The sequence below is a fragment of the Gordonia sp. PDNC005 genome, assembly GCF_016919385.1.
Classification (GTDB): Bacteria; Actinomycetota; Actinomycetes; order Mycobacteriales; family Mycobacteriaceae; genus Gordonia.
This window is the reverse complement of the sequence record NZ_CP070351.1, coordinates 751,827-763,685: the sequence shown is the minus strand read 5'-3', so window position 1 is coordinate 763,685 and position 11,859 is coordinate 751,827. Positions and strand designations below refer to the sequence as shown.

Genomic DNA, 11,859 nt, shown 5'->3' with positions numbered 1-11,859 from the left:
TCCGGTCGCTTCGACGAGCAGCGGACGGCGGTCCAACTACGCAAGAATGTCTGCGACGACGGCGTCGGTCGCCGCGACGAGGTCGTCGGGCGCCAGTTCGATCTCGAGGCCGCGTTTCCCGGCGCTGCAGAGCACCGTGTCCCACATGAAGGCGGACTCGTCGACGACGGTCGGCAGCGTCGTCTTCTGCCCGACCGGCGACACTCCCCCGAGCACGTAGCCAGTCGTGCGCGTGACCTTCGACGCGTCGGCCATCGCCGCCTTCGGCGCCCCGAGCGCTTTCGCCGCGGCCTTCAACGACAGTTTCTCGGGGACGGGCACGACGGCGACGGCGAGTGTGCCGCCGAGGTCGACGACGAGAGTCTTGAAGATCCGTTCGGCGCTGATGCCCAGTTCCGCCATCGCGTCGACGGCCTCGGCGCCGTAGTCGGTGCTGCGTCGATCGTGGTGATAGCTGCGGACGGTGTGCGCGACTCCCGCCTGTTCGAGCGCGGCGATCGCCGGTGTCGCCGCCACTACTTGCCGAAACGCCGACTGCGGGCCGCGTAGTCGCGGAGCGCCCGGAGGAAGTCGACGCGGCGGAATTCGGGCCAGTAGGCGTCGGTGAACCATATCTCCGAGTACGCGCTCTGCCACAGCAGGAATCCGCTGAGTCGCTGTTCGCCGGACGTCCGGATCACCAGATCCGGGTCGGGTTGGCCCGAGGTGTACAGGTTCGCGTCGATCCCGGCCACCGTGACGGCCTCGATCATCTCGGCGGGCGTCGCGCCGGAATCCGCGGCGTCGGACAGCAGCGCCTGCACAGCGTCGACGATCTCTTGGCGGCCACCGTAGCCGACTGCGACGTTGACGTTCATGCCGGAGAGCCCGGCCGTCCGCTCGGAGGCCTCACGCAGGCGGTTCGCGACGGGTCCGGGCAGGTTGTCGAGGTTTCCGACGATCCGCACACGCCAGTCGCCGTGCGAGATCTCGTCGACGATGTCGGGCACGATCTCCATCAGCGCATTCAGCTCGTCCGACGCGCGGGACAGATTCTCCGTCGACAGGAGGTAGATCGTGACGGCCTCGATGCCCAACTCGTGGCACCAGCCGAGCATGTCCGCGATTCGCTTGGCGCCGACGCGGTGACCGTGCGCGACATCGTCGAATCCAGCCTCTCGCGCCCACCGCCGATTGCCGTCGCAGATGATAGCGACGTGCCGCGGAACCCGGTCGGGGTCCATGAGTTGCACGAGACGGCGTTCGTAGACGCGGTACATGCCTCCGCGGAGGGCGTCGGGGAGGAGTTTCACAGCCGCGATGTTACTCGGCGAACAAGTTACCGGCGCGAAACTTACGGTAGCGTAGGTTCCATGATCGATACTCCCTCCGAGGTGCAGGCCGTGAAACCGACCCTGCGCGGCGTGATCCACACGTACTCCGCCGTAGTCGCCGCGGCGATCGGAGTCATCCTCATCGCCGGAACCGCCATTCACCGCGACGCGAATGACGTCCTGTCGGTGGTCGTGTACGTCGTCACGATCTGCGGACTGTTCACGGTCAGCACCGTCTACCACCGCGTGCACTGGACGACCCCGCAGGCGCGGATCGCCATGAAACGTGCCGACCACTCGATGATCTTCGTCTTCATCGCGGGCACGTACACGCCCTTCTGCATGATGGCTCTCGACGCCCCTACTCGGTGGTGGATACTCGGCGGCGTCTGGGCGGGAGCCCTCGCAGGCGTCACGCTGAAGATGCTTTGGCCCACGTCGCCTCGCTGGCTGGGAGTGATCCTGTACATCGCGCTCGGATGGGTCATCATCTTCGTCGCACCCGCACTGGTCAGCACCGCGGGCGTCGCCGTCCTGGTGTTGCTGGCAGTCGGCGGCGTCCTCTACAGCGTCGGTGGGGTGCTCTTTGCACTACGCTGGCCCGACCCGTGGCCGGGAGTGTTCGGCCACCACGAGGTGTTCCACGCCTGCACAGCTCTCGCGGCGCTTCTGCACTACATCGCGGTCTGGTTGGTAGTCCTGAACTGACCGCGGCCCTCCTGCCGTAGAGTCACCGCCTGTGTCCACCGGAATCGCCGCCCCCTCGCGCATGCGCGGCGGCGTCGTGGGTGGAGCATCGGCGCTGACCGCGATCGCCGCGCACGGTCTGGCGCAGGGAATGCTCCCGTCGACGGACACGCTGATGATCGTCGCAGCCGCCGCGGTGGTGATCGGCGCCGTCGTCGGCGCCGCCCCGCGACTGCCTACGCTTCCTGCACTTCTCGCAGGCCAGGGCGTTGTCCACATCCTCTTGGTTGTCCTCACCGGGCACCACCACGACTTGTGGAGCCCGTCGATGGCGGTGGCCCACGGCGTCGGGACACTTGTTGCGCTCGCACTGATCGCGACGTACGACGCCGTCGCATGTGCAGTTCGCCGGGTCTCGACTCCCGTGCCGTTCGTTGCGGTCCCGTCACGCCGAGTGGCGCCTGCCCCTCGAAGCCGCACAGAGGCGCCCGCCGCTCTCCTGTTGTTCGGGTCCGTCGGACTTCGCGGCCCTCCCCTCTCGCTGAAGTAGTCCTCATCACCTTCTCGCCGTACCGACGTGCATCTCTCGTGCACGCCGGTACGACGACGACTCCTTCGTGCCCGAGAGGCAGACATGAAATCTTCGCTCGTCCGGATACTCCACCGGATCCACTTCTACGCAGGCGTGCTTGTCGCACCGTTCCTGCTGATAGCCGCGGTGACGGGAGCGCTGTACGCGCTCGCACCGTCGGTTGAGAACGTCGTCTACCGCCATGAACTGCACACCGACTCGGTCGGCGTGACGCAGTCCTTGGCCGACCAGATCGGGGCCGCCCAGAAGACTCGCCCGGACCTGCAGGTCTCCGCAGTGCGTCCTCCCGCCGAATCGGGTGACACCACCCAGGTACTGTTCGCCGACCCGACACTCGGCGACTCGGAGCGACTCGCGGTGTTCGTCGACCCGGTGACCCTCGAAACCCGCGGCGAACTGCCCGTGTACGGCAGTTCGAACGCCCTTCCGATGCGGCAGTGGCTCGACCGGCTGCATCGCGACCTTCACCTCGGCGAACCGGGGCGGCTCTACAGCGAACTCGCCGCGTCGTGGCTCTGGGTGATCGTGCTCGCCGGACTCGGAATCTGGTTCGCCCGAACTCGCAAGGCCAGACGACGAGTCGGCGCCGGACGCACCCGCACCGTGCATCGGCACGCAGTGATCGGTATGTGGATCTCCGTCGGCCTGGTCTTCTTGTCGGCGACCGGCCTCACCTGGTCGACGTACGCCGGACAGAACGTCTCCGACCTGCGCACCGCACTGAGCTGGACCACACCCGCGACCGACACCTCACTGTCCGGCAGCACGTCAGCGCCCAGCGGCGGCGAACACGCAGGGCACGGCTCCCCCGTCGCCTCGGGTGATACCTCGGGCGCCGTCGCCCAGGTCGACGCCGCCGTCGCCCTTGCACGATCAGTCGGCATCGACTCGGGAATCGAGGTGACACTGCCCGCAGAGGCGGACACCGCGTACACCGTCGCCGAAGTCCGACGCCCGTGGCAGTTCTCTCCCGACACGGTCGCCGTCGATCCGGCGTCCGACCGCGTGGTGAGTGAGAACCGATTCGCCGACTGGCCGCTGGCCGCTCGGGCGTCGAACCTCGCCATCGCACTCCACATGGGGCTGCTGTTCGGCGTCGCCAACCAGATCGTGCTGTTCCTCCTCGCCGCGGCGCTCGTGGCGATGATCGTGCTCGGTTATCGAGCGTGGTGGCAGCGCCGGAATCGGCGCGCGCCCGCAGCAGGTGGCCTGCGGGCCGCGCCGTGGCCGGTCAGCGTCGGGTTGATCGCGATCGCGATCGCCGTCGGCTGGTTCGTCCCGCTCCTCGGATGGCCGTTACTGGTGTTCGTCGTGGTTGATGTCGTGTCGACATTCGTCAGGTCACGACGTCGTCCGGGAGACGACGGCCAGTCAGCGGCCGACGTGAGCAGCGTTGTGGAGGGCGGCGAGCACGTCGACGCTGGCGTCCCACCCCATGCACTTGTCCGTGACTGACTGCCCGTAGACGAGGTCGCCGCCGAGGCTCTGCGCGCCGGGGACGAGGAAGCTCTCGAGCATCACGCCCGACAGCTGCACCGGCTCCCCGGCGCGTCGCCGCGCGGCGAACTCCTCGGCCACCTCGACGGCGACGACGGCCTGGCGCTCGTGGTCCTTGGCCGAGTTGGCATGCGAACAGTCGACCATCACCTTCGGCGACTTGCCCGCCTGCGTCAGCGCCGCAACGGCGGAGCTCACCGAGTCGGCGTCGTAGTTCGGCCCCGGGGTGCCACCACGCAGGATGATGTGGCAGTCCTCATTGCCCGCGGTCTGGACGACGGCTCCACGACCGAAGTCGTCGACTCCGAAGAACACGTGCTCGGCGGACGCCGCCGACACACCGTCGATCGCGACCTGGACGTTGCCGTCGGTGCCGTTCTTGAAGCCGATGGGCATCGACAGCCCGGACGCCAATTGGCGGTGGACCTGCGATTCGGTCGTGCGCGCTCCGATCGCACCCCATGCGACGGTGTCGGCGATGTACTGGGGGCTCGTCGGTTCGAGGAACTCACAGCCGACCGGAAGCCCGAGGTCGATGACGTCGAGCAGCAGCGCGCGTGCGGTGCGCAGACCGCGTTCCACGTCGTAGGAGGAGTCCATCCCGGGGTCGTTGATGAGGCCCTTCCACCCGACGGTGGTGCGAGGCTTCTCGAAGTACACGCGCATCACGATCTTGAGGGTGTCGGCGTACTCGACGGCCAGCGGTGCAAGACGGCGGGCGTAGTCCAGAGCAGCGACCGGGTCGTGAACGGAGCAGGGGCCGACGACGACGATCAGCCGGTCGTCACGGCCTGCGAGGATCGCGGCGATCTCGTCGCGGTCGCGTTGGACGGCTTCGGCGCGTCGCGAAGTCAACGGCAGTTCGCTGCGCAGCGTCTCGGGGGACGGGATCGGCGAGAACGCGGTGACCCGACGGTCGGAGGTGGTCGAGCTGATGTCGGACGTGATGGTCACGATGTGCCTTTCGGGGCGCTGACGCAGGTGAGGGGTGGCCGTCCCGGTCAACACCCTGCGGCGCGCATCTCATCCCGGAACGAGAAGAAGCAGCGACCCATGATGGTCACTGCTTCAGGCTCCGGGATGTACGACGTGCGTTATCGACGCTTCATCGCAGGCTCTCCCGGAGCCTGCATAAAAAAGCGCCAATAGGCGGTCGTCGACATGGCTCCGACGGTAACACATTCGCGCCGACGACCGTGCGCGCCTACTGGTGTTGCTGCATCTGCGCCTGGATGTGCGCGTTGATCTGCTGGAGACCCGGCGCGGACACGCCGGGCAACTGACCGGTGATGCTGCGGACCACGGCGCTGTCGTCGATCACCTTCTCGCTCGACTGAACCAGAACGGTGCCCGCCCCGGTGAAATCGAACTGTTGCTCCTCACCCGACCGCACCCCCATACGCGAGGCGGCCGCGCCGAGCATGTCGGTGACCCACGCCTGGTCGTAGTGATGGCTGGGCGACGGGCAGTCGGCCCATCCGACGAGGGCCTCCGGGTCCACTCGGACCGGCGGTTCGACGAACATGACGCTGCCGTTCGACGACGCCAGGAATCGACCGGTTCCGATCAGGGTGAGGAACCCCGGCACGATGGACTGCTTGAGCGCGAGTGTCGGTTCGAACGCCAGGAGGTTCGCCGCTCGAATCGTCAGATTGCCGTTGTCTTCGAGGTCGTACGAGTTGATCTCGTATCCGCGGTCGCCGATGATCACCTTGCCCTGGCCTTCGGCCACGACGTAGTCGCTCAAGTAGAGCGGCGCGGAGAACTGCTGCGCCACCATGTGCAGCAGGCCCGCCTGCAGACCGCGCTGCAGGGATGTGAAGTTGACCTGCCCGTAGTAGGCGATCATCGCGCCCTTCGACATGAACCACGGTGTGGTGAGGTCGATGCAGAACGAGTACTTGTTGTCCGGAACGTTGTCGTCGGACGGCAGAGTGTGCGGATTCCACACCGTGTTCACCTGTGTCACAGCCGTTGCTCCGATGCTTGCACGTAGACCACACCCTGTCCGGTGCAGTCGAGTTGGAATCCCTCGCCGCCGGTGCGTCCCATGTTGCGGAAGCTGACCGTCGAGCGGAGGCTGGTCTGGATCTGGCCGACAGATGCGGCGAACGCTTGCGGGTCGACGGTGATGGGCCGGTTCGGCGCCACCTGCAGCGCGATGAACCCGCCGTGGCCGAGGATCACGGCCGATCCCATGCCGATGAGTTGCGTGGTGAACATCCCCTGGCCGGTGGCGACACCGCTCGCCGCTGACCGCAGTGCACCGCGAAGTCCGCCACCGCCTCCGCCGGACTGGGCCGACGTCGACACCACAGACGCCTGCAGACCCTGGGTATGGGCGAGCAGCCTGGACGCCTCGACGCGCAGTTCTCCGCCACCGGACAGGTCGACGATCTCGACTTCAAGACCTCGAAAACCGTAGTGGACGGTGCCGTCGCCCTGGGCGATCATCGTCGTCTCGTGCTCGCCCTGCATCATGCGGCCCGCCATCCCGACCATGCCGCTCATCGCGCCCATGCCGCCCGATCCGGGGATCTGGTGCGGCTGGAACAGCACGTTGCCGGTGTAGAACAGCATCGCCCCGCGGCGGGCCACGATCGGTCCAGCCTGCGCGAGGTTCACGGACACGACCTTGTTGTTGACCTTGGTGAACATGTCCGTCTCCTATCGCTCGGCCGGCTGAATGGAGACGACGCCCGTGCCGTCCCAGCGGAGGGAGAAGGCTTCCCCGTTGCCTTGTCCGACCACGTTCCGCCACGACACGTCGGTCACGAACGACTGCGACAGCGCTCCCTTGGCGCACACGAACGCATCGGGGTCGACGACGAGCGGGAACTGCGGCGACACTTCCAGGTGGATGAGTGGGCCGCCCTGCGACAGCAGCGCCACCTGCCCCTGACCGGTGACCGTCGTGGTGAACAGACCCTGCCCCGAAGCACCGCCCCGCACACCGGCGAAGGTGACGTTGGTGGTGAGGTTCTGCGTCAGCGCGAGCAGCTGCGACGCCTCCACCTGCAGGGTTTCGCCGTTCAGGTCGAGAACGGTCACGTTGGCAGCGTCCTGCGCGAGGTACACGATGCCCGTCCCGGACGCCTCCATCAGCGACAGTCCTTCACCGGTCGCCTTCTTCTTGATTCCCGCGACCAGTCCTTCGCCGCCCCCGAAACCAGCGGACTTGAAGGACACCTGCCCTTCGAACGCCACCATCGACCCGCTCAATGCACGGATCGAACTGTTGTTGAGATGCGCTTCGACTACCCGCTTCGTCTTCGAGACGAGTTGCAAGATCCTGTCCTTACCTGCGACGACCAGAGGACAAGACAGTATCGCCTCCGCGCGGTCTTGTCAGCCGGGTGGATGATCGGCCGGAGCGCCTACGACGTCGCGCGTGCCGCGGCGCGACCTGCGGCACGGCCGGAGAACAGGCAACCGCCGAGGAAAGTACCCTCGAGCGCGTTGTAGCCGTGCACACCGCCGCCGCCGAAACCGGACGCCTCGCCCGCGGCGTAGAGGCCGGGCACGGGTGTCCCGCCGTCGTTCATCACCTGGCCGGAAAGATTCGTCTGAAGTCCGCCAAGTGTTTTGCGGGTCAGGATGTTCATCCGGATCGCGATCAGCGGGCCGGCCGCCGGGTCGAGGATCGGGTGCGGCTCGACAGTGCGGACGATGTTGTCGCCCAAGTAGTTCCGCGAATTGTGAATCCCCATGACACCCGGGTCCTTGGTGAACGGATTGTGCACCTGCCGGTCGCGCTGAACGATCTGCGCCCGCAGCTTGCCCGCGTCGACGAGATCACTTCCCGCAAGCCGGTTCATCTTCCGCACGAGGTCGTCCACGCTCCGGGCCTGCACGAAGTCGACGCCCTTGTCGACGAACTTCTGCACTGACTTCGGGACGTCGTCGAGTGCACGGCTGGCGAGGTAGGCCACCAGGTCCTTGCGTGTCAGTTCCGGGTTCTGCTCCGACCCGGACAGGATGAACTCCTTGCTGATGATCTTCTTGTTGAGGACGAACCAGGAGTAGTCGTAGCCCGTCCGCTTGATCATGGCGAGCGTCTCGAGCGTGTCGTAGCTGGGGATCGCCGGACTGTCGAAGCGGTTGCCTTCGGCGTCGAACCACATCGACGACGGTGCGCCGAGCACCCGGATCCCGTGGTCGGGCCAGATCGGCGAGTGGTTCTTGAGGCCCTCGGTGTAGTGCCACATGCGGTCGCGATTGACGATGCGCCCGCCTGCCGCCTCGGTGATGGCGAGCATCCGGCCGTCGACGTGGGCGGGGACGCCGGTGACCATCGTCTTGGGCGGGGCGCCGAGGCGCGACGGCCAGTTCTGACGAATCAGCTCGTGGTTGGCACCGATGCCGCCGGACGCGACGAGGGTGATCGGTGCGCGGAGTTCGAAGTCGCCGATGACGGTCCGGTTCGACTTGACGCCGCGCGGGGCGTTGGACGCTGCGAGTTTCTTGCCTCGCACACCGGTGACACGTCCGCCGTCGGTGATCAGTTCGTCGACGCGGTGGCGGAATCGGAACGAGATCCGGCGGCGACGTTCACCGTCGAGGACGGCGTTCCGAAACGGCTCGACCACACCCGGTCCGGTGCCGAGTGTCATGTGGAAACGTGGCACGGAATTGCCGTGTCCACTCGCTGACGTGCCGCCCCGCTCGGCCCATCCGACCACCGGAACCCAGCGAACACCCTTGCGTTCGAGCCAGCTGCGCTTCTCCCCCGCGGCGAAGTTCAAGTACGACTCGGCCCACTGGCGGGCCCAGTAGTCCTCTCCCAGTCGGTCGTGCGGCTTGCGGTCGAATCCGGCGGAACCGAACCAGTCGGCACGCGCGAGTTCGATCGAGTCCCGGATCTGGCACTGACGCTGCTCGGGCGAGTTCACGAAGAACAGTCCGCCGAGCGACCAGTGCGCCTGACCACCGAGATTCGAGCGTGACTCCTGGTCGACGACGATCACCGACCGTCCTGCGGCGGCGAGTTCGGAGGCCGCGACCAGACCGGCGAGTCCGTGACCGACGACGATCACGTCGGCGTCCTGCCGCGGCGCCGCGCCCGCCTGACCGGCGAGCGATGAGGCGACGAGTCCTGCCGCGGCGACGGAGCCGCCCACCAGCACGCTCCGACGGTTGATCGTGTGGTCGTCCAAGCCCATGTGTCGCACTCCTCCTGCTCCCCGCGCGTGTCGAGGGTGAGCTACCGCAAAGGTCGTTCGCGGTGTGATGTCGACGACACCATAACCGACATCTGATCGATCGATCCACATCGGGCCTGAGAATGCTCTTCTCTGGCACCTTTTCGACTCGCAAACGGGTCTTGAGCGAGCCGCGACCTTCTGCTCCTTGAGCGAGCGGAGCGAGTCGAAAGGCCCTGCACCCGAACACCTTTCGACTCGCAAGCTCGCTCAAGGAGCAGGAGGACGGCGCGCGCTCAAGAAGCAGGAGGGCGACGCGCGAGCCGAAAGGCCATTACAGCAACGACTCCACGCGGTCGAGAGCGGTGACGGGCAGTGAGCACACCTCACCGCGGCAGACGTAGGCCGCGTCGCGGAGTCGACCGCCGGTGGCGAGCGGTCCACGGTCGGCCAGCAGCGACGCCGAGTCCTTCGGCCCCGCGACCACGACGACTCCGCCGGGCGCGATCCGTCGGATTTCGGCAGCGAAGGCCCCGTCGGAGTCGGGAGTCTGCGCGACGGCCACCTGGACAGGCCCCGCCACGTACGCCTGCGCCACCGCGAGCCAGTGGCCCGCCGACCGAGCGGCTTTCGCCAGGATGATGCCCGCCCGCGCGAGGGTGGCGTCGGCGAGTTCGGCGTAGCGCGTGGCGCGTTCGGTGTCGGCGAGGACCGTCGCGGTGAGCAGCGCCTCGGCCATCAGCGACGCGCCCGCCGGGGTGGCGCCATCCACCGGGTCCCTGGGCCGGAGCAGCAGACCGGTCGGGTGCGCGTCGAACCACGCCCCCGGCTCGTCGACGACGGCGAAGACGTCGATCGCCCGGTCTACGATCGACAGTCCGGCATCGAGCCACCGATCTGCACCCGTCACCGTGTGCAGCGCCAGCAACGCGGTGGCCAGCGCGGCGTAGTCCTCGAGGGCGCCGAGCGGCGTGGCGGGCTTTCCGTCGAGTGACGATCGACGGAGGTCGCCGTCGACGAGGTGCGTGGCGAGGAGATTCGACGCGCACTCCGCCGCCCTGTCGATCCAGTCGGGCCGCCCGAGTCCCGCGCCGGCCTCGACGAGCGCGGTGATCGCGAACGCATTCCATCCGGTGACCACTTTGTCGTCGCGGTCAGGCTGGGGCCGCTGCGCCCGCACGGTGGAGAGCCTGGCCCGGACGGACTCGTACCGTGCGAGGTCGTCCGGGTCGTGCAGCAGTTGCAACGTGGACGTCCCGTGCTCGAAGCTCCCTTCGTGGGTGACGGTGAACAAGTCGGCCGCCCAGCCCGCATCGTCGCCGAGGATGTCGGCGAACTCGGCCGGACTCCACACGTACGTGAGGCCCTCGACGCCTTCGGTGTCGGCGTCCAACGACGACGCGTATCCCGTTCCCGTCCACAGCACGTCGTCGAGGAACGCGACGGTCTCCTCGGTGATCCGCGCCGCCAGCAGATCACCGCGTCGGGCCAAGTGGGCGTACGCGCGTAGGAGCAGTGCGTTGTCGTAGAGCATCTTCTCGAAATGCGGGACCACCCAGGCCGAATCGACGGCGTATCGCGCGAAGCCGCCCGCGAGCTGGTCGTAGATTCCTCCGCGCGCCATCGCTTCCAGGGTCCGCGACGCCGCGGCGAGCGCGGTGTCGTCGCCGGTGTACTCGGCGGCACGGATCAGCCCTTCGAGCATCGCCGACGGCGGGAACTTGGGCGCGCCGCCGAATCCGGACGAGACCGGATCCTCATCGGCGACGATCTGGCTGACCGCGTCGGCCAGCAGTTGCCGATCGAGTCGCGGTCCGTCGGGCAGTCCGGCGGCGGACGATCGCAGATGCTCGGTGATCTTCGATCCGGCGAGTTCCACCTCGTCGCGCCGAGACTCCCAGGTACGACTGATGGCGTCGAGGACATCACCGAAACCGGGTTGCCCGTTTCGCGGTCGCGGCGGAAAGTAGGTGCCGCAGTAGAACGGGTCGCCGTCCGGGGTGAGGAAGCAGGTCATCGGCCAGCCGCCCTGGCCGGTCATCGCGACGGTCGCCGCCATGTACACCGAGTCGATGTCGGGGCGTTCCTCGCGGTCCACCTTGATGCAGACGAATCCGTCGTTCATCTGGGCCGCAAGCTCGGCGTCCTCGAACGTCTCGTGCGCCATCACATGGCACCAGTGGCACGCGGCGTAGCCGATGCTCAACAGGACCGGAACGTCACGCTTGTGCGCCTCGTCGAACGCCGCATCGCTCCACTCCCGCCAATGCACCGGATTTCCCGAATGCTGCCGAAGGTACGGACTGGTGGACTCCGCCAGACGATTCATGGTCTCCATCATTCCCCAGTGTGAGCGACACGGCCCCGATCCACCGGTCCCGGTGAGCGGGCAAACCACCCTGCGACCCGACATTCATCGCTTATCGTGGTCCGACGTCCGTTGACGAATCGCCCGAAGGAAGCGCGCGATGGCCACTGATTCGTCGAATCTGTCGGCACGCCCCAACTGGCGGCAGTGCGGGTCATGAGCAAGGGTTCCACCGCGAAGATGCTCACGCTCGGAAGCCTGGGCATCGCGATGGCCGAGCACTCCGGCCGACAGGCGAAGAACAGCACCCCCGGCGTTCGG

At 67.3% G+C, this 11,859-nt stretch carries 11 protein-coding genes; 3 read left to right on the top strand and 8 right to left on the bottom strand.

Annotated elements, in window-relative coordinates; genetic code table 11:
* Positions 1 to 36: 36 nt before the first annotated feature.
* The gene (ybaK, locus tag JVX90_RS03720) at positions 37 to 516 is read right to left on the bottom strand and encodes a Cys-tRNA(Pro) deacylase (protein WP_205331105.1); all 480 of its coding nucleotides are present in this window, start codon (positions 514 to 516) and stop codon (positions 37 to 39) included.
* The gene (locus tag JVX90_RS03715) at positions 516 to 1,292 is read right to left on the bottom strand and encodes an isoprenyl transferase (protein ID WP_205331104.1); all 777 of its coding nucleotides are present in this window, start codon (positions 1,290 to 1,292) and stop codon (positions 516 to 518) included. The genes ybaK and JVX90_RS03715 overlap by 1 nt, the downstream gene beginning before the upstream one ends.
* Before the next feature lie 60 nt (positions 1,293 to 1,352).
* Here JVX90_RS03715 and JVX90_RS03710 point away from each other — a divergent pair, with 60 nt between their 5' ends.
* The 3 genes from JVX90_RS03710 (at position 1,353) to JVX90_RS03700 (ending at position 4,047) form a co-directional block, all read left to right on the top strand.
* On the top strand, positions 1,353 to 2,021 hold the full coding sequence (locus JVX90_RS03710) for a hemolysin III family protein (protein WP_205331103.1): 669 nt from the start codon (positions 1,353 to 1,355) through the stop codon (positions 2,019 to 2,021).
* Positions 2,022 to 2,052: 31 nt separating this feature from the next.
* Positions 2,053 to 2,550, top strand: a complete 498-nt coding sequence (locus JVX90_RS03705; protein ID WP_205331102.1) for a hypothetical protein — start codon at positions 2,053 to 2,055, stop codon at positions 2,548 to 2,550.
* A gap of 84 nt (positions 2,551 to 2,634) precedes the next feature.
* A complete protein-coding gene (locus JVX90_RS03700; RefSeq protein ID WP_205331101.1) occupies positions 2,635 to 4,047 on the top strand; it encodes a PepSY domain-containing protein in 1,413 nt (470 codons plus the stop codon).
* Here the strand turns inward: JVX90_RS03700 and JVX90_RS03695 are convergent.
* From JVX90_RS03695 to JVX90_RS03670, 6 genes are all read right to left on the bottom strand, one after another.
* A complete protein-coding gene (locus JVX90_RS03695) occupies positions 3,964 to 5,070 on the bottom strand; it encodes a 3-deoxy-7-phosphoheptulonate synthase (protein ID WP_205332261.1) in 1,107 nt (368 codons plus the stop codon). The two genes, JVX90_RS03700 and JVX90_RS03695, sit on opposite strands and share 84 nt — an antisense overlap.
* Before the next feature lie 223 nt (positions 5,071 to 5,293).
* A complete protein-coding gene (locus tag JVX90_RS03690) occupies positions 5,294 to 6,058 on the bottom strand; it encodes an AIM24 family protein (protein WP_205331100.1) in 765 nt (254 codons plus the stop codon).
* Positions 6,055 to 6,747: an AIM24 family protein gene (locus tag JVX90_RS03685; RefSeq protein WP_205331099.1), complete on the bottom strand. Its 693-nt coding sequence runs from the start codon at positions 6,745 to 6,747 to the stop codon at positions 6,055 to 6,057. Before JVX90_RS03685 ends, JVX90_RS03690 begins: the two co-directional genes overlap by 4 nt.
* A gap of 9 nt (positions 6,748 to 6,756) precedes the next feature.
* A complete protein-coding gene (locus tag JVX90_RS03680) occupies positions 6,757 to 7,377 on the bottom strand; it encodes an AIM24 family protein (protein WP_205331098.1) in 621 nt (206 codons plus the stop codon).
* 89 nt (positions 7,378 to 7,466) lie between these two features.
* Positions 7,467 to 9,251 carry an FAD-binding dehydrogenase gene (locus tag JVX90_RS03675; RefSeq protein ID WP_205331097.1) on the bottom strand — a complete coding sequence of 595 codons (1,785 nt, stop codon included), beginning with the start codon at positions 9,249 to 9,251 and terminating at the stop codon, positions 7,467 to 7,469.
* 313 nt (positions 9,252 to 9,564) lie between these two features.
* The gene (locus JVX90_RS03670) at positions 9,565 to 11,559 is read right to left on the bottom strand and encodes a thioredoxin domain-containing protein (RefSeq protein WP_205331096.1); all 1,995 of its coding nucleotides are present in this window, start codon (positions 11,557 to 11,559) and stop codon (positions 9,565 to 9,567) included.
* Positions 11,560 to 11,859 lie beyond the last annotated feature (300 nt).

What these genes read in the sequence shown, in the direction of transcription:
- JVX90_RS03710 (WP_205331103.1), top strand. Translation starts at nt 1,353, where the DNA reads ATGATCGATACTCCCTCCGAGGTGCAGGCCGTGAAACCGACCCTGCGC.
- JVX90_RS03700 (WP_205331101.1), top strand. Translation starts at nt 2,635, where the DNA reads ATGAAATCTTCGCTCGTCCGGATACTCCACCGGATCCACTTCTACGCA.
- JVX90_RS03670 (WP_205331096.1), bottom strand. Translation starts at nt 11,559, where the DNA reads ATGAATCGTCTGGCGGAGTCCACCAGTCCGTACCTTCGGCAGCATTCG.
- JVX90_RS03685 (WP_205331099.1), bottom strand. Translation starts at nt 6,747, where the DNA reads ATGTTCACCAAGGTCAACAACAAGGTCGTGTCCGTGAACCTCGCGCAG.
- JVX90_RS03675 (WP_205331097.1), bottom strand. Translation starts at nt 9,251, where the DNA reads ATGGGCTTGGACGACCACACGATCAACCGTCGGAGCGTGCTGGTGGGC.